The sequence below is a fragment of the Luedemannella helvata genome (genome assembly GCF_039528415.1).
Taxonomy (GTDB): Bacteria; Actinomycetota; Actinomycetes; order Mycobacteriales; family Micromonosporaceae; genus Luedemannella; species Luedemannella helvata.
The window spans coordinates 135,805-159,818 of record NZ_BAAALS010000010.1 but is presented as its reverse complement, the minus strand read 5'-3'; the positions used below and the strand labels follow the sequence as shown (position 1 = coordinate 159,818).

General features: G+C 67.6%; 15 protein-coding genes and 3 tRNA genes. 11 read left to right on the top strand and 7 right to left on the bottom strand.

Translation table 11 applies throughout. The features are described 5' to 3' along the window. Positions 1–203 precede the first annotated feature (203 nt). The 9 genes from ABD191_RS12705 to ABD191_RS12665 all read left to right on the top strand — a co-directional run bounded on the left by ABD191_RS12705 (position 204) and on the right by ABD191_RS12665 (position 11,164). Positions 204–1,457 (top strand): flavin-dependent oxidoreductase, encoded by a 1,254-nt coding sequence (locus ABD191_RS12705; RefSeq protein WP_344080609.1) that lies wholly within the window; start codon positions 204–206, stop codon positions 1,455–1,457. Next, entirely contained in the window at positions 1,454–1,942 is a 489-nt protein-coding gene (locus ABD191_RS12700) for a MarR family winged helix-turn-helix transcriptional regulator (RefSeq protein ID WP_344080606.1), read from the top strand. The genes ABD191_RS12705 and ABD191_RS12700 overlap by 4 nt, the downstream gene beginning before the upstream one ends. Beyond that, positions 1,939–2,403: a DUF3237 domain-containing protein gene (locus ABD191_RS12695; RefSeq protein WP_344080603.1), complete on the top strand. Its 465-nt coding sequence runs from the start codon at positions 1,939–1,941 to the stop codon at positions 2,401–2,403. The genes ABD191_RS12700 and ABD191_RS12695 overlap by 4 nt, the downstream gene beginning before the upstream one ends. A 190-nt stretch (positions 2,404–2,593) precedes the next feature. Then, a complete protein-coding gene (locus ABD191_RS12690; RefSeq protein ID WP_344080600.1) occupies positions 2,594–4,468 on the top strand; it encodes an ABC transporter ATP-binding protein in 1,875 nt (624 codons plus the stop codon). Beyond that, complete coding sequence (locus ABD191_RS12685) at positions 4,465–6,252, top strand: ABC transporter ATP-binding protein (RefSeq protein WP_344080597.1); 1,788 nt, start codon at positions 4,465–4,467, stop codon at positions 6,250–6,252. The genes ABD191_RS12690 and ABD191_RS12685 overlap by 4 nt, the downstream gene beginning before the upstream one ends. A gap of 12 nt (positions 6,253–6,264) precedes the next feature. Continuing rightward, a complete protein-coding gene (locus ABD191_RS12680) occupies positions 6,265–7,548 on the top strand; it encodes a condensation domain-containing protein (RefSeq protein ID WP_344080594.1) in 1,284 nt (427 codons plus the stop codon). Positions 7,549–7,575: 27 nt separating this feature from the next. Next, positions 7,576–7,800: an acyl carrier protein gene (locus ABD191_RS12675; RefSeq protein ID WP_344080591.1), complete on the top strand. Its 225-nt coding sequence runs from the start codon at positions 7,576–7,578 to the stop codon at positions 7,798–7,800. A gap of 101 nt (positions 7,801–7,901) precedes the next feature. Then, positions 7,902–9,371: an FAD-binding protein gene (locus ABD191_RS12670; RefSeq protein ID WP_344080588.1), complete on the top strand. Its 1,470-nt coding sequence runs from the start codon at positions 7,902–7,904 to the stop codon at positions 9,369–9,371. Next, the gene (locus tag ABD191_RS12665) at positions 9,368–11,164 is read left to right on the top strand and encodes a non-ribosomal peptide synthetase (protein ID WP_344080585.1); all 1,797 of its coding nucleotides are present in this window, start codon (positions 9,368–9,370) and stop codon (positions 11,162–11,164) included. The genes ABD191_RS12670 and ABD191_RS12665 overlap by 4 nt, the downstream gene beginning before the upstream one ends. 138 nt (positions 11,165–11,302) lie before the next feature. On the opposite strand, the gene ABD191_RS12660 is transcribed toward ABD191_RS12665, so the two are convergent. Continuing rightward, positions 11,303–11,563, bottom strand: a complete 261-nt coding sequence (locus ABD191_RS12660) for a hypothetical protein (RefSeq protein WP_344080582.1) — start codon at positions 11,561–11,563, stop codon at positions 11,303–11,305. A 105-nt stretch (positions 11,564–11,668) separates the two neighbouring features. On the opposite strand from ABD191_RS12660, the gene ABD191_RS12655 reads away from it, so the two are divergent. Beyond that, entirely contained in the window at positions 11,669–12,766 is a 1,098-nt protein-coding gene (locus ABD191_RS12655) for an integrase core domain-containing protein (RefSeq protein WP_344080579.1), read from the top strand. A 142-nt stretch (positions 12,767–12,908) separates the two neighbouring features. On the opposite strand, the gene ABD191_RS12650 is transcribed toward ABD191_RS12655, so the two are convergent. From ABD191_RS12650 to ABD191_RS12625, 6 genes are all read right to left on the bottom strand, one after another. Continuing rightward, a complete protein-coding gene (locus tag ABD191_RS12650; RefSeq protein ID WP_344080576.1) occupies positions 12,909–13,232 on the bottom strand; it encodes a hypothetical protein in 324 nt (107 codons plus the stop codon). A 40-nt stretch (positions 13,233–13,272) separates the two neighbouring features. Next, complete coding sequence (locus tag ABD191_RS12645) at positions 13,273–20,859, bottom strand: RHS repeat-associated core domain-containing protein (RefSeq protein ID WP_344080573.1); 7,587 nt, start codon at positions 20,857–20,859, stop codon at positions 13,273–13,275. 588 nt (positions 20,860–21,447) lie between these two features. Further along, positions 21,448–21,522, bottom strand: a tRNA-Val gene (locus tag ABD191_RS12640). Between the two features lie 32 nt (positions 21,523–21,554). Beyond that, positions 21,555–21,625 (bottom strand) — tRNA-Cys (locus tag ABD191_RS12635). 30 nt (positions 21,626–21,655) lie between these two features. Then, positions 21,656–21,728, bottom strand: a tRNA-Gly gene (locus tag ABD191_RS12630). A gap of 122 nt (positions 21,729–21,850) precedes the next feature. Next, positions 21,851–22,948 (bottom strand): CapA family protein, encoded by a 1,098-nt coding sequence (locus ABD191_RS12625; RefSeq protein WP_344080571.1) that lies wholly within the window; start codon positions 22,946–22,948, stop codon positions 21,851–21,853. 363 nt (positions 22,949–23,311) lie between these two features. On the opposite strand from ABD191_RS12625, the gene ABD191_RS12620 reads away from it, so the two are divergent. After that, complete coding sequence (locus ABD191_RS12620) at positions 23,312–23,914, top strand: TetR/AcrR family transcriptional regulator (RefSeq protein WP_344080569.1); 603 nt, start codon at positions 23,312–23,314, stop codon at positions 23,912–23,914. The last annotated feature ends 100 nt before the right edge of the window (positions 23,915–24,014 follow it).

Sequence of the window (24,014 nt, the reverse complement as noted above, 5' to 3'; positions counted from 1 at the left end):
TGGTCCGCGCGGCGCCAGTCCGTGCTGTTCGTCCCCCTCGGCATCGACGAGGCGGCATGCCGGCGGACGCGACCTCGCGCTGCCGGCAGCCCGAACCGCGTACGGGAGAGCCTGGACATCCACCCACCCGACGACCGCAGGTCCTTGACCGACAGTGGTTTTGTTTCAAAACTATGGGCCTGGTGTGCGACGGAGGACGACTGATGACGATTGTGATCGCCGGTGCCGGCATCGGCGGCCTGACCGCCGCCCTGAGCCTGCACGCGGCGGGATTTACCGACGTGACCGTCTACGAACGGGTCAGCGAGCTGCGCCCGCTCGGCCTCGGCATCAATCTACTGCCGCACGCGGTGCGGGAGCTGACCGAACTGGGTCTCGCCGAACGCGTCGCCGCGCTCGGCGTCGCCCCGAGCACGCTGGCCTACTTCACCCGCCACGGTCAGCGGATCTGGAGCGAGCCCCGCGGCCTGGGCGCCGGGTACCGATGGCCGCAGGTGTCGGTGAACCGCGGCCGCCTGCAGGCGATGCTCCTCGACGCCGTACGCGAGCGCCTCGGCGCCGACGCCGTACGCACCAGTCATGCCCTCACCACTGTCGAACACGGCGCCCATGCCGACGTCGCGTCCTTCACCACCCCCGACGGGAGCGTCCGCGTGGAGGCCAACGTGATCGTCGGCGCCGACGGCATCCACTCGGCACTGCGCCGCCAGTACCACCCCGACGAGGGGCAGCCCCGGTGGAACGGTCTGATCCTGTGGCGCGGCACGGCCCGCGTGCCGGCCTACCTGGACGGACGAACGATGATCATGGCTGGTGACGGCGTACAGAAGTTCGTCGCCTATCCCCTCAGCCCGCCCGACGTCGACGGCACCGCATGGGTCAACTTCATTGCCGAGCGGCGCTACGACGGCGCCCAGCAGGCCGCCGACTGGAACCGGGCCGTCGATCACGCACCGATCATCGACCTGTTCGCGGACTGGCGCTTCGACTGGCTCGACGTGCCCGCCGTCATCGCCGCCGCTGAGGAGTTGCTCGAGTATCCGATGGTCGACCGCGACCCGATCGACCGGTGGACCCACGGCCACTCGACGCTGCTCGGAGACGCCGCCCACCCGATGTACCCCAACGGGTCAAACGGCGCGTCGCAGGCCATCCTCGACGCCCGGACCCTCGCCTGGCACCTCGCCACCGCCCCGGACATCGCGCGGGCCCTGGCCGCGTACGAGGACGACCGGCGACCGGCGACCACCGCCCTCGTGCTGAGCAACCGCCGCCAAGGCCCCGAGCAGGTCATGGTCATGGCCCACGAACGGGCACCCGACGGGTTCGTCGACATCGATGACGTCTTCGCCCCCGGCGAACTGGCCGACATCGCCGCCTCCTACAAGCGGGCCGCCGGGTTCCACCCCGACGCGCTCAACGGCCGGGCGTCCCTGAGCCCTCCGGGTCGGCGATGAGCACGGTGGACGCGGCCCGGCTCGCCGCCGTCATCTCCCCGCTGCGGCGTACGCTTCTGGCGGCCGCCCGCGCGGCCGAACGCCTGCCCGAGATCCCGGACGCGCAGATCGAGATCATCCGCGCGCTTCCGTCCGGGACGGCCGCTACCCCGAGCGAACTGGCGCACCGACTGGGATTGAGCCGTCCCACCGTCAGCAACCTGTTGCGGGCCATGGAGTCTGCGGGCCTGGTGACCCGCCGTCCGCGCCCAGCCGATCGGCGCCAGGTCCAGGTCGCGGTCTCCGCCAAGGCCCTCGACCTGTTCGCGCGCTTCGACCGGGCCGGTGCGGCACTGGTCGCGGACGCGGTAGCGACCCTTTCGGCCGCCGACCGCGACGCGCTCGCCGGCGCCGTCGGGGCGCTGGAACGACTGCGCGACGCCATCACCGCCGGCCGGCAGCCCGGCCCGCCGCATCCCGATCCCGACCCGGAGGAAACACGATGACGACCGCGCCCACGCCCGGCCTGGAGCCGGCCTTCGACGTCGAGGTGGAGCTCGCGCCGCTGCAGGACCACGGCACCACCCGCGCGGGCCACCGCCGCGTCGTTCCGATCACCGGCGGGCGCGTCCGCGGGCTGTTCACCGCGGACATCCTGCCCGGGGGCGGCGATTGGCAGCTGGTCCGCCCCGACGGCGCCATCGAAATCTCCGCCCGCTACACCGCGCGTACCCCCGATGACGAGTACGTCAATATCCGCACCTTCGGCGTGCGCAGCGGCCCACCGGAGGTCTTGCAGGCCCTGCTCGCCGGCGCGGCGGTCGACGTGACGGCCTACTACTTCCGCCTGAGCGTCCACCTGGAGACCGCCGCCCCGGCCCTCGACGCCCTTCAGCAGTCGATCTTCGTCGCATCGGCCGTTCGCGACGCCGACCGCGTCCACTACCGCGCCTTCCGGGTCACCTGACGAACCCGAGTAGCGGAGATGGCGGCGCGTTTGTCGCTTGTGGATTGTGACGTTGTCCGTGAGCTAACGGACGAGCGGGTCGGCAGGAAGCCCGGCAACCCCGCGACCTGGGTGGGCCGGGGCTTTCTGGCATGGGGTTGCAAGCCAGCGACGACGGCGAATACAGTCGCCAGGACGGAGAGGATCTACGTTGGGGAACTGGCGGCAGAAGCTCTGGCAGGAGCGGGTAGAGCCGCGTTTGTTCCTGCTGACGCAGCTCAGGATGGCCACCGATGCGCTCGCGCTCGGCACGGCCGGGCTCAATCTTGTGGTCGGCGCGCTGGCCGGCGGCTTCGTTGTGGCGTCGAGTGTCGTGGTGGGTCGGGTGCCTGCCGCGATGAGCGCGGGCATCGGGTCGCCACCATGGCGCTCGCTCGTCACGGCGTTCCTCGTCGCCTCCGGAATCCTGTTCGCGCAGCAGATCCTGACACCGCTGTCGGCGGCACTCGGCCAACTGGTCAAGCATCGTGTCGACGGCCTGTTCCATGACCGGCTGCTGGAGGCCTCGCTGCGCAGCGCGAGCGTCGCGCCGCAGGAGGACGAGGAGTCGCTGGCGAACCTCCGCCTGGCGGCCGAGGGCCTCGAGAAGGGCAGCCGTACGCCGGGAGATGCCGCGGCCGGAACGTTGGCGCTGGTTACCCGGTACAGCCGGCTGTGTGCGTTCGTGGTGATCATCGGAGTGGCGATCTCCTGGTGGGCGGCCGCCGCCATTGGCCTGGTCACCATGACGCTGCGGGTCGGTCACCGGGACGTCGTTCGCACCTACACCCGGCTGGTGCCGGTGATGAGCCCGTTGCGCCGCGAGTCCGACTACTTCCTGGGGCTCGGTGTAGGTCCGGTCGCCGCGAAGGAACTACGCGTGTTCGGCCTGACATCCTGGATCACCGAGCGGTACCGGTCGAGCGCGCTGGCCGCGATCCGTCCACTATGGCGGGAGCGACGGCGGGTGAACGTGACCGCCTTCCTGTGGCGCGCGGCGTTCAGCCTGGCCGTTGTCTGCCTGGTCGTCGCGCTCATGCTCCGGGCGGGCGCCACCGGAGCGCTCACGCTGACCGAACTGACCATCGGCATCCAGGCCACCATCGCGGCCGTGCTGCTCGGCGAGTTCTACCACGAGGCCGACACCGGCACCCAGTTCGGCCTGATCGCCGTCCGCGCGCTGGAGCGGTTCCGGGGCCAGGTGGCGGATCCGGAGGTCCCGGGCGGCGGCGGTCCGGCCGCGGAGGCGGCGCCATCATTTACGGAGATCCGGTTCAGCAACGTCAGTTTCTCGTACGCCGGAAGCGACCGGCTGGTGCTGGACGGACTCGACCTGACCTTGCGCGCCGGCGAGTGCACCGCCCTGGTGGGGCTCAACGGCTCGGGCAAGACGACGCTGGTGAAGCTGCTCGCCCGCCTCTACGAGCCCACGAAGGGCGCGATCCTGATCGACGGGCGCGACATCGCGACGCTTCCGGTCGACGCGTGGCGCCGGCAGGTGGGGATCGTCTTCCAGGACTTCATCCGGTACGAGCTGTCCCTGTCCGACAACATCGCGTTCGGCGCGATCGAGCGCCGTAGCGACCCCGGACAACTGGCGGAGATGGCGAGCAGAGCCGGCCTCGCCGACATCGTCGCCGCGCTCCCCCGCGGGCTGGACACGGTGTTGTCGCCCCACTACGACGGCGGCGTCGAGCTGTCCGGCGGGCAGTGGCAGCGCCTCGCGATCGCGCGGGCGCTGCTGGCCGTCGACGCGGGGGCCCAGATCCTCGTTCTCGACGAGCCCACGGCCGCCCTCGACGTCCGCGCCGAGGCCGCCTTCTTCGACGAGTTCGCCGAGCGCACGCGGGGCCGGACCACCCTGCTGATCTCGCACCGCTTCTCCAGCGTCCGGCACGCGGACCGAATCGTGGTGCTCAGCGGTGGGCGCGTCATCGAGGACGGCACCCACGAGTCGCTGCTGGCCCGCGACGGTCGGTATGCGGAGCTGTACCACCTTCAGGCCAGCCTGTTCGCCGACAGCTCGGAGACGGAGGTGCCGCGGTGAGGCAGACGTTGACCGCGTGCGGTCAGATGATGTCCCTCGCCTGGCGCAGCGGCCGCGGCAAGATAGCACTGTCCACGGTACTCATGATCTTAGGTGGCGTGGCCTGGCCGATGCTCGCCTTCGCCCTCCGGGAGGGCATCAACGCCGTCACCACCCATGACCCGGCAAAGGCCCTCACGGCCGGCGTGTCCGTCGCGCTGCTCGTCATCGCCGCACTGCTGTTGCAGCACTTCGCGTACGTGCCGTACGCGGAGGCGGCCGAGTTGGCGGTGGTCACCATGAACGCGGAGCTGATCGAGCTCGTTGCCGGCTCCGGCCGACTGGGACAGCAGGAGAACCCGGAGTACGCCGACCGGGTCGCGTTGCTGCGCAAGGAGATCGCGCAGTTCTCCGACGGCATGGTGGGGCTCATGGCGGCGCTCGCCCTGGCCGTCTCCATGGTTGCCACCGGCCTGCTGCTGGTGTCCGTGCATCCGCTGCTGCTGCTGTTGCCGCTGGCCGCCGTACCCGCGCTGTTCGCGACCCAGCGGGCGCAGCGGCAGATGGCCGCCGCCCGCGACCGGTCCGCGACCAGCGTTCGCCAGGCCGGGCACCTGTTCGAGCTGGCCACCAGCGCGGTGCCGGCCAAGGAGCTGCGCGTCTTCCGCCTACAGACCGAGGTCCGGCGGCGGCACCTGCGGTTGTGGGGGGACATCGGCCGGGAACTGCGCGCCGGCGAGCTGCGATCGGCCGTGACCGAGGCCGCGGGCCAGGTGGTCTTCGCCGTGGGCTACGTCGCCGCCGTGTTGTTCGTCCTCCGCGCAACGGTCGCGGGCGGCAACCAGGTCGGGGACGCCGTCCTCGTCATCGTGCTGGGCGCGCAGGTGAACCAGCAGGTCAACAGCGCGCTGGACCTGCTGCGCCGGCTCCAGCGGATGGCGCAGTCCATGGCGCGACTGCGCGGGCTGCGAGCGCCCGCCCCTGTGCAGGACGCGCCGATCGCGGTCCCGGAGATGCCGGATCGCATCCGCCACGGGGTGACCATGCGGGACGTCAGCTTCGCCTATCCCGGCGCCGACCGGCTGTCTCTTGCCGACGTCAACCTCACCCTGCCCGCCGGCTCGGTGGTGGCGGTCGTCGGCGAGAACGGCGCGGGCAAGACCACCCTGGTGAAGCTGCTCTGCCGCTTCTACGACGCCACAGCGGGCACCATCGAGGTGGACGGCGTCGACATCCGTCGCTTTCCGGTGGACCAGTGGCGCCGCCGCGTCACCGCGGCGTTCCAGGACTTCGTACGATTCGAGGTGTCGGCCCAGCAGACCGTCGGCGTGGGCCAGCTCGAGCGGATCGACGACCGCGAGGCCGTGCTCGCCGCGCTGGACCGGGCGCACGCGGGCGACCTGACCGACCGGCTGCCGCAGGGCCTGTCGACGCCGCTCGGCAACTCCTGGCGCCAGGGCAGCGAACTGTCCGGCGGGCAGTGGCAGAAGCTGGCCCTCGGCCGCGCGATGATGCGCGAGTCGCCGTTGCTGCTGATCCTCGACGAGCCGACCGCCGCGCTCGACGCCGAAGCCGAGCACCTGCTGTTCGAGCGGTACGCGGAGAATGCCCGCCGGGTCGGTCGCGCCACCGGCGCCATCACCGTACTCGTCTCACACCGCTTCTCCACCGTGCGGATGGCCGACCTGATCCTGGCCGTCGCGGACGGTCGCATCGCGGAGGCGGGCAGCCATGCGTCGCTGATGGCGGCCGACGGCCTGTACGCGAAGCTCTACAACCTGCAGGCCGCCGCCTACCGGAGCTAGGAGGAAACCACCGTGGACAGCTCCTCGCTTCCCCTGACCTGGGCGCAGCGCAACATGTGGGACGCCATCTGGGGTTACGGGACCGACGTCTCCGACCTGACGTTGCTGCGCAGCATCGTCGGCGGCAACGAGCTGACGTTGCCCGACGCCCTCGACGCGGTGGCACGGTTCGCCGCGCGGCATGAGGTCGCGCGTACGACGTTCGATCGGGACCGCCTGCGCCAGCGGGTGGCGTCGGACGTCGAGCTTCCCGTGGCCGTGCGCGAGGCCTCCGACGACCCGCGGACAGACGCCGACCGCCTGCTCGACGACCTGCGCGCGACGCCGTTCGCGCACGAGGAAGAACCGCCGGTGCGGGTCGGGCTCGTCAGCGACGGCACCCGGGTCACGTCGGTCGGCCTGGCCCTGTCCCACCTCGCCTTCGACATGAGCGGCGCCGACCTGCTGCGCGACGCCTTCGCCGCCGAGCTGGTCGCGGACCGTCACGCCGCGCCGGCCCTGGGCAAGCAGACCAGCTGGCTCGTGACGCAGGAGGCCGGTGACGCGCTCGCGAACCTGAGCACGACCACGATCGACAAGTGGTCCGCCGCGATGGCCAAGCTGCCGAGCGGGCGGGGCATCATGGCGCCGACGCCCGGCGCGTACACGGTCAGCAGCTTGCGGTCGACGGCGCTGGCCGTGGCCGCCCAGGCGATAGCGGTCCGCACCCGTACCGGAAGTGGCAGTGTGATCATGACGGCGCTCTGCCTGGCCCTGCAGGAGATCCTGCCGCAGGCCCCGGCCGCGCTGCGCATCATCGCGGGCAACCGCCAACACCGGGACCTGGCCGACTTCGCCGGGATAACGCTGCAGAACGGGCTGTTCGTCGTTCCGGACCTCGCCGGCACACCGGACTTCGACGAGCTCGCCCGCCGCAGCCACAGATCCGCGATCTGGGGGTACGTGAACGCCCGTTACGACGCGGGACGCCTCCTGGAGGTCGTGTCGCGCGACCAGGAGCGTGGTCTGGTCCCGGATCTGTCCTACTTCTTCAACGACCTGCGCAGCCGCGGCAGGGACTGGTCGGGACTGGAAGCGCGTCACGCCGAGCTGCCCGGGCTGGCGCGCGACGAGATGGCGGAGCCGACCAGGGTCGGTCGGCACACCGTGCGGGACTGCGCCCTGTTCCTGCACGTCCTGCCGGTCAGCACGGAGTGCTCGCTGCGCCTGATGTGCGATGACTCGGTCATCGATCCGGCCACGGCCGGGACGATCCTCCGCCGGTTGCGGGAGATCGTCATCGATGCGGCCCTATAGACAGCGGAGACTGGAAGTGGTGACCACGTGAACGAGGTCGAACAGGCGGTACACCAGGCCTGCGCCGAGGCGTTGGAACGCGACGACATCGGGCTGACCGATGACCTCGTCGACGCGGGCCTGGACTCGGCGCTCACGATCGAGGTCATCACCCGGTTGCAGACGCAGTACGGCGTCGACGTACTGGACGAGTTCTTCGTCGAGCCGACCGTGGCCCACCTCGCCCAGGCCATACGGGAAAGAACTCATTGATCAGTCCCAATATGTGGTTGGTCGCTCGCATCGCCGCGTCTCCATAGGCACAGTGGACCCCGTAGATCCTGGCTATACGGCACAACTCACGGGGGAAGTGCGTGTCCGCAGCTGGAGCGACGGTGTGCGTGTTCGGCGCCGGTCTCAGCGGCCTGATGGCCGCCATCAAGATCCGCGAGGCCTGTCCCCGGCTGCGGGTGGTGATCATTGAAAAGCCGGCGCCGGAGAGCAACACACAGATCTCCGGGATGCGGATCCGGGCCGGCGTCGGTCACCGCCGCGACCGGCCCGCCGCCGAGGAGGTATGTCGGGTCCTGGCCGACCGCAACGACGGCGTGTGCACGCCGCAGATGCGCGTGTTCGCCGACGTGTTGGTGGGGCAGCTGGACCATTGGCAACGCCGGCGCGACTTCATCGGCCAGGTCGACCGCGCCGAATGGTTCGGACCGCAGTGGGGCCGGCCGAACCGGGCCGGGCATGGGCGTGGGCGGTCGGTGCTGGCCTGGCTGCGGGGCGCGGCGACGGCCGTCGGTGCGGAGTTCGTCCGCGGGGAGCTGCGCCGCCTGGACATCGACGGCGACCGCGTCACCGGCGCGCTCACCGTCCTGGACCGCAGCGCCCCCGAGATGCTCCGCGCCGCGGCGTACGTGCTGGCCTCCGGCAGCGCCACCGGCCTGCTCTTCTCCTCCACCAACAAACGCATTCACTTCTCGGCCCACGAGGTAGCGTTCCACAGTGGGCTGCCGCTGGTCGGGTCGACACTGCACATGCTCCACCCGTTCGGCAACAGCGGCGCGGACGGACGTCCCCGGGTCGGCTGCCTGGAAACCGACCTCCTCGCCGGGCATGTCGTGCACGGTGCCACCGGCCCGGACGAATGGGCCTCCGCGTTGCTGGCGCGGCACCTGGCGCACGACCACCTCTCGGAACTCGCCCGACGGCTGTCGGAGCAGCCGCAACCGCTCAGACTGGTCGACGCGGCCGGCCACGTCACGCACGCGAGGATCTCCCAGCACTACCACCACCTGGGGGTGCTCACCGACGACGGAGTCCAGGTCGCCGGGCTGTCCAACGCCTTCGCGGTCGGCGACGCGTCCGGCATCGGTTACTGGACGGGGTACCGCGAGCGGCATCCGGGCTTCGCGCTCGCCAAGTGCCTCGTCGACGCCGAACTGCTGGCCCGGTCACTGGCCGGCATGGCCCTCGCCGACGCGACCGGGCCCGCCGCGGCGGCTCCGCACCGGCTGGTGGACCCCCGGCCCAGCGCGGAGGACCTGGCCGACATCGCCGCGGTGAACACCACGCATCTGTTCGCGCTCCTACGCACCGCCGACGGGCACGCCCGCGAGAGGGCCGCGCGGGCGTGGGTTGGGGCCGCCCACGAGGTGGTGCGGCGCACCGGCGCCAGTACGCTGGCGCTGTTGGGGTTCGGGGTGGCGCAGGCGCACGCTCGGGCGGCGGCCGGCGCCAGTGAGCCCATCCCGGTAAGCAGAGACTTGGCCCTGGGCGACGCCGTGGCCATCGGTTCCGAGCCGGCATCAACCGCAACACTGCAAGGAGGCGCGGCATGACGTCCGTCCAGTCGCCAGGTTATGCGCCAGTGCCGGCGCTCGCCCCCGCGGAAAGTCCACGCGTCGACGACCTCGCGTGGGCGCACGCGCTCCGCGGCCCGCAGGCACCGGTGGTGCTGGGCCCAGGGCCCAGCCTCACCTACGGAGAGCTGGTCGGCCGGGCGGCCGCGCTGGCGGCCCGGCTGCGATCCGCGGGATGCGGCGCCGGGACCCCGGTGGCGCTCGTGCTGGAGCGGTCACCCGAACTGCTGGTGGCGATCCTGGCCGTCCTCCGGGCCGGCGGTGTCTGCCTGACCATCGCGCCAGCGGACCCGCCGCTGCGGATGGAGCAGGTTCTCGACGAGGTGAACCCGCCGTTGGTGATCACCGATGAGGCCGGGGCCGGCACGGTGCCCGGGCAACGCACGGTGCTGACCATGACGGACGACGTGGCTGAGCCGACGGACGACCCCGGTTCGGGCGCCGACGCCACCGCGGCCGCGTTCATCTTCTGCACCTCCGGATCCACCGGCCGACCCAAGCCCGTCGTCGTGACGCACCACAACTACACCAGCCAGCTCGACTGGGTCGTCGCGAACTTCGACCTCTCCCCCGCCGACGTGCACTTCCTCAAGGCGCCCACCAGCTTCGTCAGCCTGCTGCGCCAGGTGATCTGGCCGCTGGCCACCGGCGCCGCGGTCGTCATCGTGGAGCCCGGCCGCGAACACGACATCGAACACCAGGCCGAGCTGATCGACCGGTACGCGGTGACGTTCGCGACCTACATCACACCGGCGCTGGATGCCTTCTGCCGGCACGCGCGGCGCCCGTTCCCGTCCCTGCGGAACGCGGTGACCGGCGGCGACCGGTACCCGATGGGTCTGGCTTCGGTGTTCTGCGCCGCCTTCCCGAACGCCCGCATGCACCACACGTACGGGATGACCGAAGGCACCCTCATCACGTGCGCCCTGATCGACCGGCCGGACGCCGATGAGTCCTGCCTCGGCGTCATCGTCCCGGGCGCGCAGGCCGAGCTGCTCGACGACGACGGTGCACCGGTGGCCAGGGGCGAGGTCGGCGAGATGCACATCGGCGGCGTTCCCCTCACACCGGGCTACCTCGGCCGGCCCGAGCTGAACCGGGAACGCTTCCGCGCCGGCCCGGCCGGACCGCTGTTCAGCACCCGCGACCTGGCCCGCCAGCGACCCGACGGGCGGTTCGAGCTCGTGGGTCGCGCGGACGACATGGTCAAGATTCGTGGGTACCGGGTCGAGCTGGGCGAGGTCGAGCGAGCGTTGCGCCGGCTCCCGTCCGTCGCGGACGCGGTGTGCCGGGCCGTCACGGGCGGCGCGGGAGACATGCGCCTGACCGGGTACCTGGTGCCGGTCGGCACAACGTCCCCGCCACCGGACGCCGAGGTGCTCGGTTTCCTCGCCGACCTGCTGCCCGCGTACATGTTGCCGGCGCACCTGGTGTGGCTGGACGCGCTGCCGCTCACCCCGAACGGCAAGGTGAACCGGGCGGCGTTGCCGGCGCCGACCGCAGGCCCGCACGCCAGCGCGAGCACCGACGGCACTGCCGGCACGGCAGCGGCCGTACGCGCGGCGTGGGTGTCGATCCTCGGCGTCACCGACGTCGGGCCGCACTCGGACTTCTTCGTGGACGGCGGCAACTCACTGGCGGCCGTGGAACTGGCCGGGCGGCTGTCCACTGAGCTCGATGTCGACGTTCCGGTAACCCTGGTCTTCGACCACCCCACGCTGCCCGCTTTCGCCGCCGCCGTGCGCGAGCTGGAGGCCTCCGTCGACGGGTGAGCCGCGACCTCGCGTGCGAACCGGCGCTTCGTGGGGTAACGCCAGAGAGCTACGTTTCCCCGGTCTGTACACGCCGCGGCGGACCGGACCGTAGCCGCCTTGTGGGGCGGTACGGTCCGGTCACCGTGATCGGGTTGCCTACTCGTACGGGAACACGTCCGCGTAGGCCTGCGAGATCCAACTGCCCCCGGGATAGAACTGGATGAGCGCGGAGACCCGCACCTTGTGCAGGGAGGCCTGCGGTATCTCGGCCAGCATCGGATCCCCCTCGCCGAACGCCCTGGAGTTCGAGCTCGGGCAGAACGGGACGGACTGCGCGTAGCCAATCAGCGAGTCATTGCGCCTGAACGCCTCGATCTTGATCCTGCCGCAGAAACCGAGCGCGTTCTTCATCGACATGACCCCTGTGCATGCCGAGAATGGCGTCCGCACTGGCCACGGTCCTTGAAGCGACAGAGCCGGCTGGTCGCGTCCCTGCCGGGTGTCCGGGAAGGATGCCTTGCTGTGCTGCTTCGACTGGCCTACCTCGCCGTGGCCAACACGTTGACGATGTTTCGACTACTGCCGATGAGTGACCGGGCCAAGGATGTGGAGATCCTGGTCCTGCGCCACCAGATCACGGTCCTCGAACGGCACCTGAACGGTGCGAAGGTTCGGTTCACTCCGGCCGATTGGGCCTTCCTCGCCGCGCTCCTGCACCGACTGCCTCGCGATGTGCTGCACCAGATTCGGCTGCTGGTACGCCCCGAGACCGTGTTGCGCTGGCACCGCGACCTGATCGCCGCACGCCACGCCCACGCCTCACGTCCGAAGCGCGCCGGTCGGCCACGGACAGTGCGGTCGATCCGCATGCTGGTGCTGCGCTTGGCGCGGGAGAACACGACGTGGGGCTACCGACGTATCCACGGCGAGCTGCTCACCCTGGGCATCAAGGTCGCCGCCTCCACCGTGTGGGAGATCCTCAAAGAAGCAGGGATCGACCCGGCACCCGAACGGAGCAGCCAGACCTGGGCGACGTTCCTGCGGTCCCAAGCCGACGCTATCCTCGCCGCCGACTTCTTCGACACCGTGACCCTGACCGGCCAACGGATGTACGTCCTCGCGGTCATCGAGCACGCCACCCGCCGGGTTCGGATTCTGGGAGCCACTGCCCACCCGACCACGGCGTGGGTGGGCCAAGCCGTACGCAACCTCGCCATGGATCTGCAGGACGCTCGCGGTCGGGCGCGGTTCCTGATCCGTGACAGGGATGGCAAGTACCCGGCGATGTTCGACACGATCCTCGCCGACACTGGGATAGAAGTCGTGCTCAGCGGCGTCCGGATGCCCCGCATGAACGCGATCATGGAGCGGTGGATCCAAACCTGCCGTCACGAACTGCTCGACCGCACCCTGATCTGGAACCAGGCGCACCTCCTACATGCCCTGAGGGAATTCGAGCAGCACTACAACGCGCACCGACCCCACCGGGGCATCGCGAACGTCCGGCCGCTGCGACCACTGCCCGACCCGATCATCGATCCAGGCGCGATCGCACGCCTCGCCGTCCATCGACGCGACCGCCTGGGCGGCATCATCCACGAATACGAGCGGGCCGCCTGACCAGCGCGGATGGAGTTGTCGGCACCCGCAAGGTACAGCATCCTCCGCAAAAGTCTGGCACCGCGCAGGTCATCGAAAAGACGAGACCGCCGCGGCAGCCGTTCAGGCCACCGCGGCGGTTCCACTGCATCAAGCTGTGATGCTAGTGACGTCCGGCCCGCCCCCTACTCTTTCCGGTGAAACACCAGGCGACATAGCACAACACAAGTACGCCCAAATAGGGTACGAGCCACACAAACGCCCAGGCGGGATGGAGATCAGTCCCGCGAGCGAGAAGGGCGATGCAGACCAGACCGGGCAGCGCGATGATCGCCACGTCCAGAATGCCGAACTGGCCAACCATCGGGTTGTACAGCACGTTAAGCATGTTAATCGCCAGGACGATCAGCACAACGCCTGCGGCCAGCAACAGGCGAACGACCACCGAACGGTGCCCCATCGGGCTGCGTCCCCTCACTATCTCCACGGGCTTCTCCATCTAGGCAAGCGACACTGAGACCAAACCCCTACACGTACGTGATTACCGTGGACAAGTGGTACGAGTACCAAGGTCCGTGAGATCTCTGATCAAAGTTGCGGTAGACCCAGAAATCATGGTCCTCGTGGGTCCAGGGAGTGAACCAGTAGTAGTGCAGTTTGTACCGACTGGCCCGCTCCTCACTCCTTTCCTTGGAAACACGCCACGTGACCTGGGTCTTGTTTGCATAATTTACATATGTCAGGCTGAGAACCTCGCATGACTTCCGGTAGATAAAGCGCTTCCGGATCTTTGAGTAGATGGCGTCCAAGTCCGCACCGGGAATGACCGCGTAACGGTTCATGGCCTTCTCGGACGCACTCATCCTGGAGTATTCCAGCTCAAACCAAGCAGAGAATGATCCCCACGCTCCGTACGTCCACGGGCTACTCCAAACCTTCAGGCCGCGGTACACCTTGTGGCCCGGAAAATCACCACACGCGCACTTGAACATACCGCCGATGTCAGTCTGATTTACCGGATCCTGGCCGACGTAGTCATACCTGTTGGAGCTTCCCCCGGAAACAGGATCCACTTGCAGGAACCGTCCCGTCGCTGGGTTGTAAACACGCACACCCATCAGCACGAAGCCCGCTGGGGTATCGCCCGAACGTTGCGCTACACCAGACCAACCGTACCGTTGCTCACCAACGTCAGTAGCCGAGCGCGCAACACCGAACTCGTCGGTCTCAAATGTCGCGGCGATGCCGGCGGTCCCGGGAATCACCGTTCCCACGATGTCGCCATGGCTATTCGTGAGATACCACTCTATCGCACCGGTACCGCTCCTATTTCCAGCGATACCGGCCGGTGCATTGATCGGCCGACTGTACGTTCCGTCACCCTCATCGGTCCAAGCGGGACTGTCACCGTTGCTGGCGTAGTGATTCGTCTTGGTGATGGTGCCAGAACTACTCGCCTCCACCCAGGAACGGAATCGGTTGGTCCGAACATCCAGCGTGTATGTCGTTGTGCGATCTCCTTGCGAGATTGACCGAATCATGTCGTTGACAGAGTAGGTCATCGTCGCGTCGCCGGACCCCTGGAGCATGGTGTCGGCGGCGGCCGTGGTTACGGTTCGTCCTAGCGAGTCATACACCGTGCCAGCGGTCGTCACCGCATCGCGCGAGTCGTAGGTGTACGTGCGGGCAGTCGGCGACGTTGCGGACTGGCAGTCACCCTGACCGGTCGGCGGGTACTGAGTCAGGGCTGTCCGATCGCTTGCGACGTTGAAGCCATAGACCCGCGTGACACATTGTCCCGCAACGGCATCCAGCACTGTCTCGAGCCGACCAGAGGCGTCGTAGGCGTAGCCCTGCGCAGACAGGGTGGAGCTTCGGAATCGCTTCTGGTCATGCACCGAGGATGAGACGTTCTCCGCGAAGAGAACGCAGTCTCCAGAGCCGCATCCGGGCTTGGTGAACGTGATCGCCTTCCGGGCGCCCACCTCGTCGTATTCGACGCCCAACGTCATGCCATCCGGCCACGTCTGTCCGACCAACTGGCCATCAACATTGTACGTGATATTGCTGAAAGTCCCGGCCTGCCCGTCAACAACGGACGACGGTAGACCACGCCGGTCGGATCCGGAGTCATAGGTGAACGTGCTCGTCGACTTGCCATCGTTGGCGACGCCCACGCGAGACAAAAGATCATATGTCAGCGTTGTGGTGTTGTTGTCGGCGTCAACGTAGGCCGTAAGCCTGCCCAGTGAATCGAACGTGCGAGTCAGCTGCGCAACGACAGTGCCGGCGGAGACGCTCTGCTGACCGACCTCCATACCCGTTGACGGATCGTAAACAATCCGGGTCGTGGGAACCGGAGTCCCCGTACCGGCCGCACCGACGACGTCGAACGTCGTGGGTCGACCAGCTCCATCGTAGGTAATAGTCGTCGTGCGCAACGTACCCGCCGACGTCTTCTCCGTCGTTGTACGGATCTGGTCGAACATGTCGTAGGTACTCAGCGAAGCCTGCAGTTCAGGCCCACTTGCCGGTTGCCCGCCAGATTGTGTCCGGCAGACCAGGTTGGCCCACTCCGGCCGGTTGTCACACTCCGAATAGCCGGATCCCGATCCGGTCCGGTAGTAGACGGTACTCATAGTGGCCGGGGTGTTGGTGGACGTTCCACCCGCAGGGCTCGTGACAGAGGTCGGAAGACCAGTCACAGCGTCGAAGGTGGTTCGCGTGGCGAGCGCCAACCCGGAGGGGTCGATGGTGCTGATGACCGGCTGCCGCAGGGTCCAGTCGTAGGAAGTTGTCGTCGTTCGCGTGTCGGCGTCGATTAGTGTGCCACCGGCTCCGAGGTACTGAACGCTCACCGTCTCCTTCGTAACGAGATGGAAAGGGCCACCACTGGCAGGGGCACCCTGGTCATAGGTAAAGGCGCCGTGAGTGCGACCCCGGACAAGACTGCCATCGGGCAGAACTACATCGCGCTCGGGCCCGAAGCTCTCGAGTAGCCTAGTGCCGTCAGCGGCGTAGACATCGACACTCGACTCGCGCAGCGCTGTGGCAGCTTCTTGGGCTGCCGTGTCAGACGCCGACGCGTCCAGGGCACGACGGATGTTGCCTGGCGTGATATTGCGTGTGGAGTTGCCGAAGCGGTCGAACCAGGTAGCGGTGGTGGCACCCGCGGGATCCACGGTGTTGACCTGACGGCCGTTCGCATCCATATAGGTGGTGGTTGCGCGGGCGTAGTCAGTGGGCAGAGTGCCGGCTGCTTGGCTGCCGCCGGGGAGCTGCGTAGGCGGAAAGACAGCGGTGGCATCCGTGGGCGGTTCGTTTTGACCCCAACGGGTGGTCTGCGACGCCGACATGTTCCACGGCGAATTCGCACCCGAAGTCGGAACCTTATAGACGACGGTAGTCGTCGCCGTACCCGCCGTCAGCGCCGACCGGGAAATTGTCGCAAGGCGACCCTTGCCGGGATCCGAGGGCAGCGTCGTGTAGCTGAACTGCCATGGCTGCTGTCCAGATGGCCTGGCAGCGGTCATCACCCCATCGGCATCGTAGTCATAGACCATGTCCAGGTGACGCACGGTCGATGGCGTGGTCGAGTTGTCGCTCCAGTCCAGCCGCGGATCCCACTGCTGGCGAAGCCGGCCATTCGTGTCGTACGCGTAACGCGACATCACGACCGTAGCCATGGCCGGCGGCGACGTATCGGGGTTCCAGGCGGTAAAGGAGATCTGAGAGGCCCGCCCTGCGTAGTCACCCCAGGCAGCTTGCGTCGTGCCCGTCGCCGTAGTGGTACTGGCATAGGTGAAGGTCAACGCGCGACATCCACGCACCAGCGTCGTGCAGGTGACCCCAGCTGGGACCGGCGCGAGCAACCGAGTAGGACGCACGACTCCGACGCCGCCGACACTGACCTTCTCCCATGAGATGGCCGTGCTTTGCCCAGAGCCAGGCTCCGTTACCGTCGTCGGGTTGTACAACTCCGCCGCCGCACCGGCCACGTGCGTGAACGTGACGGTGTTTCCGTCAATGTCCCTCAACGTGTATGTGTCACCGGAAACAGCGTACGTGAGTGTCAGACCCTCCGACCCCGTCTCCGCGGTGTACGTGCGGTTTGTTGCGGACGCACCTGTGGTCTGCGTGAACCCGACTGTGCCTCCGTCCGGCAGGCCGACCTGCACGAGCGACCCGTAAACCTGCAGGCCGGTGTACGGGGCACCGCTGTCAGACGCGACCGCGCTGGATACCCAGCCAGGACCGAACATGTTCGCCGGATCCGTCGCGCCTGCTTGCCGACTGTTATACGTACGTGACACGGTCAAGTCTGAACCGTACGAACGTACCGAAACGTCCGCGCCACCCACGGACAGGTTCCCGGTCAACAGATTCACCGAGCCCAGACCCATATCAGCGGACGCCGCCGAGGCCTGATTCCGATCGAACCTGATCTTCACCGATGATGTCGGGCCGGTGTTGAAGATGGCACGCAACTGAAGGGGTCCGTCGCGCGGGATAGATTGGGTATCGACAGCGGCCAGGGTCGCTTCGATGTTCCAGTTGAGCTTGGGGAACGTACCCGGTGTAGTGGCAGCCAGCGGCCAGGTGATCGTGCCGCCAGTGGCAAGGGTGACGTCGGCAGCGGGAATGGTGACCCACGCGTCGGTGTCGGCACGCCGCCATTGGTACGTGACCCCGGTGGCCGCCGTGGAACCGGCGACCGACAGGCTGGCCTTCGCCGCGGAGATGTCGCCTTCCTCGGGTGACAGAATGCCGCCGTAGCCGAGGTTGACCTGGTAGGACCTGGTGGCCGAGACGTTGCCTGCCCGGTCGACCGAGCGCACGTAGAGCGTGTGTGCCCCGTCGGACGGCGGGTTGATGGTGACGGTCGCACTGCCGCCGAGGCCGTCTGCGGCGACGGTGGTGGCTGGCGGGTTGGTGTCGAGGTCGTACTGATAGGAGGCGACGTCGGTCATGCCGCCGGCGGTGAAGGTGAAGGCGCCAGGGCTGATCAGGACTTGGGGTTGTGGGTGGTAGCGGATGACGGTGCTGTTGGTCAGCAGCGCCTGGTGGTAGAGGAACTTGCTGGCCTGGTTCGACCACGGGTTCTCGATGCCGACGGTGGCGTTGGAGCCCTTCTCTGTGTCCGAGGTGGTGGAGATGCCGTTGTAGGCGAAGGTGATGTCGTTACTGCCCTCGGACAGGAACACCTCGGCGCTGATGCGGTCGGTGGTGTTGTAGCGCAGGACGTTGTTCCACTCGATGACGACCTGCCGGTCGGGTGCGCTGCCGAGAACGGCCCACCGCACCGATGAGGACGCATCGGTGATCAGGTCGTCGCAGAACACGTTGATGGCGTTGTTGGGTCCGGTGCTGGACGGGATGTCGGTGCACAGCGGGGCGTTGGCGCCGGCGCCAGGATCGGTGAAGGTGACGAATCCGTTGGTGTTGACGTGCGCGGTGGTGTAGGTGCGGTTGTAGAAGGAGAAGGGGAACGGCAGGGTGATGGCTTGGTACTTGTCATCGCCGGCGGAGCCGGCCAGGCCGCTGAGCACGGTGGAGCCGCTGGTGAACGCCTGGGTGGCGGTCGGTGTGGTGTAGCTGTAGATGTCGGTCTCGGGCCGGAATGTGATCGCGGTGCCGTCGAGCAGCTTGGCCTCGTGGTGCAGGTACTGGGTGCCCAGTGTGCCGGTGGCGTTCTCCAGTCCGACCATGGCGTAGGCGCCTCGTTCATTGGCGTTCGAAAGGTTGGCGTAGTTGACGGTGATGTCACCGTTTTCGTAGAGGATCGCTTCGGCGTCAAGTCGTTCGCTGGTTGTGCCAAAGCGCAGGACGTTGTGCCAGTCGATGACCATGTACCTGTTCGGGGCCGTGCCGCCCGTGGCGGTACGCACGCTGGCGGAGCCGTCGACAACCAGGTCATCGCAGAACACGTTGAGGGTGTCATTAGGTGCGGTGGTGTCGGGTACGTCGTAGCAAACGGTTGAGTTCGGCGTACTGATGCTGGAGAAGTGGACCTGCCCGTTCGACTCGACCCACACGCTGCTGACCGGGCGGCCGTAGTACGGCATGGTGAATCCGAGGTTGATCTGTTGGAGTCCTTCGTCGCCGGTCACCCCCGTAGTAGTTGTGCCTGGGATGTAGGCCTTGCTCTCGGTGGTATAGGTGTACAGCGGTTGCGCGCCGGACCAGACACCGTCGGCGTAGTCCGTCGATGACACCCCTGGCATCGCTGACGGGGCGGTGGTGTCGACGGTGAACTCGCACCACGCCGACCACGTGCCCGTTGTCGTGGTGTCCTTGGCCCTCACCCGCCACCGATAACTGGACCCGTTGGTCAGCGCCGAACCGATGGTGACCGTGTGCTTCTTACCCGACGCCTGAGCGCTGGTTGTGGAGGACCCGACCGCGGTGCCACCGGTGGTCTGCCACTCGAACTCCGCCATCACCGACGACCCCTCAGGGTCGGTAGCGACCGCGGACAACTTCGGTGTGCCGGTATTGATGTACGGCCGACCGCTGCCGGTCACACACGCCGTCGACGGGGTCGTCGAACGCGAACCGATAGACGGGATGCTGTTGTAGGTGACGACCGAGTACGGCACCTGCGACTGGTCTGCTGCGTTGCGGGATCGAAACTGCTTGAACGAGTTGCTGTCGGTTTCACTGGTTGCGCGCAACCCCATGTAGCCGCGGGTCTGGTTGTTGTCGGCCGCCTTCTGGAAGAACGAGGTCGACGGCACCGACACCCATCCGTCGTTACACGATGAGCTGTACCCCTTCGTGCCAGTCGACGAGGACTCCTTCGTCAGCCAGGTCGGCTGGGTACTCCAGACCATGCCCTCCACGTTCTGCGACGTGGTCCACATGTCCCACGACTTCGCCGTACAGGACGGTGACCACCAGTTCCAGAAGTACGACGTCGCCGACGTGATCCGCGTCAGCCGCAGGTCCTCGGTGTTCCACCGCACCAGGGCCCGGGTGATCGCGCCGCCGACCACACCCAACTGAAGGTCGTTTTCCCCGCCGCGGTCGACGCTCTCGCCCTCCTTCACGTACGTGTCGAACGTCGTGTACAAGGGGTTGATCGTGGGATCGATCGTGATCGGGAACACCCGCGCCGGGTCATCCAGCCAGGTCGCGTCTGGGGTGAGCTTCAGCTCAAAGCCAGGCTTGCCGTTCGACTTCGCCGCACGTTCGGTCACGGTGGTCGCGATCACGCGCCGGTCACGCAACTTGTCTTCACCGACCAGGCTTGAGTCCCACATCTGCGGAGCCGGCACCCGGGCGAAGACCTTGCCCGACTTGTCTTTCAAAGCCACATTACCGCCGGCGTCACGCGTGTAGTCCGCCGCGGCTTTGGCGGTCACGGGCAACGTCACGGTGCGGACCTTGGCCAACGCGGCACGGTCCTTCACAACCAGCAGCTGCTGAAACCCTGTCCGGGTCGCCTGCACAACGAGATCCACACCGGGGAGCGCGTCAGCATACGTCGCCTTGCTGCCCTCCAGGACGGGCTGCGGCAGCTCGCCCGTCCACGACATCGACACACGCTCGTCACCACTGCCGACCGCCGCAAGCTCGTGTTCACCCGATCCGGCCTGCGGACCCGACAGCTTCAAGTCACGCGGATGTGCCTTGGCTGCCACTGATCCATCCGCCTGACGCACCAGCGTCAGGTCGACCGGCAGCCAACCCTGCTCGGAACGCACCCGAACCGGGCCCGCCGCCATGGTCGCCTCGATCTGACCATCCGCCGTCGCGTAAGACTCACTGGTCTCCGACGTCAACGCGCCGATACGCACCCGACCACCGCACAACCGAGCCGACGTCAACGCCGCCATGCGATCCGGTCGCTCCTCCGGACACTCCGCTTTTGGCGCCGAGGCAGGAGCTGCCACAACGCGTTTTGGCCACACGACCGCGTAGAGAATCGAAGCGAACACAACCACGCTCATGCAGGCCGCGAGGCGCGACCGCCACGACAGCCGACGAGCTGTCAGCAAGACGAACGCTACGTCGGCGCTAACGTAACGTCCACGACGACTATCCACAGGCGACATACCGAGCCCCCATGACCTCAGCGAAGAAAGCGTGCCGCCGAGATTGACCGTGATCATAGTCAATGTCAAGGAGATCACTCAACGTGATCGACAAAGCGGGCCACCTGCCTAAATAGCCCACTCCACTCGCACATTGTGATCTTCGCAAAAAATGGAAAGTCACTCGAGAAGGACGGTAACTGTCGCCAATCCTGTGAAACAGCTGAAGACTAGCTGTTATCCCGTGACGCCAACCACCAGGCCGCGAATCGACCTGATCGAATGGCGTTTGCCATCGGCGTACGCCACGGCCACCCCTGCCCCACGAGGCACGTTTACCGGAGATCGCCCAAGCAAAACGCCTCGGCCACCGCCTGCCCGGCATCCGCGGCATCTACAGCCACGTCAGCCCCGCCGTCGAAAAGCGCCTCGTCGACGGACTGCAAAGGCGATGGGAGCAGAACAGTCCCCCACAGCCAGCGGCCCGCCCGACTGACAACGTTCCCGACTAGGAAGTGCTCACAGGGGAGCAGGACAATCCGCTAACGGAAGCTGTCACCCCCGGGGAGCGGCCATGCTCCCCGCATGCTCCCCAGGTAAGGCCCAGACAGCGAAAGGCCTGCTACCGGATCACCAGTAACAGGCCACATGAACTGCAAAAATAGATGGTGGGCGATACTGGGTTTGAACCAGTGACCTCTTCCGTGTCAAGGAAGCGCGCTCCCACTGCGCCAATCGCCCTAGCAACGGCGAGCTTAGCGCTCGCCTAGCCGAGGTGGAGACGGGATTTGAACCCGTGTACACGGCTTTGCAGGCCGTTGCCTCGCCTCTCGGCCACTCCACCAACGCGTCCGAGGAGTACGTCGGCCTCGCGAGCGGACGACGGGACTCGAACCCGCGACCCTCACCTTGGCAAGGTGATGCGCTACCAACTGCGCTACGTCCGCTTGTCTTCCGGAGTGCTTCCCGGTGACGGACGAAACTCTAGCCGAGCCCTCCCCCTCCTGCCAAACCGGGGGTCGCCCGGCGCGCCGCGTTTCGTCCCTCTGGCCTCTTGCGTACCAGAAGATCAGGACAGCGAGGACACGAGGCCGGTGCAGCGGCGTAGGCCGTCGTACTTCTTGGTGACCCGCTTGGCTTCCGCGCCCTTCACGGGGATGGGTTGGCCGGTTTTGCGGGAGATGACGGCGGGGATCAGCTCGGCCTTCTTGATCGAGGTACCCCGGAAGGTGACCTTCAGGACGCCGGTGTCGTTGCTCCACGCGTCGTCGCGCCACCAGACGAAGTTGCCCAGGCCGTACTGCACGTAGGTGTTCTTGTTGAGCCAGCCGCCGCCCTGCAGGAGGTGGGAGTGCACCCCGACGATGAGGTCGGCGCCGGCGCGCGACAGGACGCCGGCGAAGCTCTTCTGCTGACTGTTGGGGCACTCGACGCCCTCGTACCCCCAATGGAGGTACACGACCACGATGTCGGCCTTCTTCCGCGCGGCCTTGACCGCGGCGACGGATCGCTTCTCGTCGAACGCCATGGCGACGCCGGAGCGGTTGGCGGCGGGGGCCCAGCGGTCAGCCAGTTCGGCGATCTGCGACAGGCCGAGGAACGCGACCTTCACGCCCTTGACCTCGGCGATCCACGGCGCGTACGCGTCGGCGGCGGTGCGGCCCGCGCCGACCGTCGGCATCCCGGCCTCCTCGGCGGATTCGAGCGTGTCGGTGAGGCCGACGCGGCCGTAGTCCAGGGCGTGGTTGTTGGCGAGCGATACGACGTCGACGCCCGCGGCGGCGAGGGCCGGGTAGGCGGAGTCGGGCGCGCGGAAGTGGAACCGCTTGGGTTCCGGAGTGCCCCGCTCGGTGATGGCCGTCTCCAGGTTGACCATGGTGACGTCGGCGTCGGCGAGCACGTCACCGATGGGGCCGAGCGCGGTGGCCGGGTTCTTGAGCAGCCCGCGGGTGCGTTCCACGAAGTGGATGTCGCCGGCGAAGGCGAGGGTGAACTCGGCCGGGCCGGTCGGCGACGGGGTCGCGGTCGGGGACGACCGCGTCGCCGCGGCCGTGGGGGCGGCGGCGGGTGGGTCGCTCTGGTTGTCGCACGCGGCCATGGGGGCGGCCATGAGGGCCGCGATCAGCAGGGCCGTGGTCCGCCGGCGGGTGCTCGGGGGGAGAATCACGGAGCCAGAGTACGGGCAGGGAGCGCGCGCGAGCGCGCACGCGGGGCCGGCACGGTACCCGCGGTCGTGGCATGCGTCACATTCGTGGGAACGCCGACACGGACGTATCGCCGCTGCTCAGCCCATGATTCTCCACCGCGCATATATTGACTGAGCAATCAGTCGGTCGAATCGAGACCATCACGACCATCGATCAAAGCGCCGACCTGCCGGAACACTCCCGACAGGGGGTCCGGGCCCGCCCCCGCCCGACGGCACCCAACGCAGCCGGGCACACCGCACACCGCTGCACAGAAAGCCAATATGAGGATTACTCATATTGATCGCCGGCTCAGTCAACGGGGAATGCGCTATTTTGCCAGCGTGGCTCGTCGATCTCCCGAAGTCCGGTTGGACTCCCTGCTGCGAACCGCCTGCGATGTGATCGTCGATCGCGGGCTGGCCAACACGCGTACCTCGGACGTCGCCAACGCCGCGGGCGTGAGCCAGGCGCTGGTCTTCTACCACTTCAACACGAAGGAACGACTCCTCGCGCAGGCCTTCAGCTACGCCGCCGAACAGGACCTCGCCCGCCTCGACGCGGTCGTCTCCTCGTCCGCGAGCCCGCTCGACAAGGTACGCAAGATTCTGAAGCTGTACGCCCCGACCGGCAGCTCCAAGTCCTGGGCGATGTGGATCGACTGCTGGTCGGAGTCGCTGCGCGTCCCCGAGCTGGAGAAGGTCTCCCGGCGGCTGGACCTGCGTTGGAAGGACGCGCTGACCGAGGTGATCGCCGCCGGCTGCGCGGACGGCACCTTCACCTGCGCGGACCCGTCCGGCGCGGCGTGGCGCGTCACCGCGCTCATCGACGGCCTCGCCGTGCAGGTCACCGTCCACGAACGGGTGATCGCCCGCAAGCAGCTGAACGAGTGGATACGCCAGCACACGGCCCGCGAGCTGGGTGTCGCCGTGGACCAGTTGTCCTGAACCCGACAACCCGTCCGGATATGGGAGTCCTTTCAAGACCGTCCATTGCGTAATTGACCGGTCACAATAAGACAGGTACGCAGTCGACGGAGGGGATTCC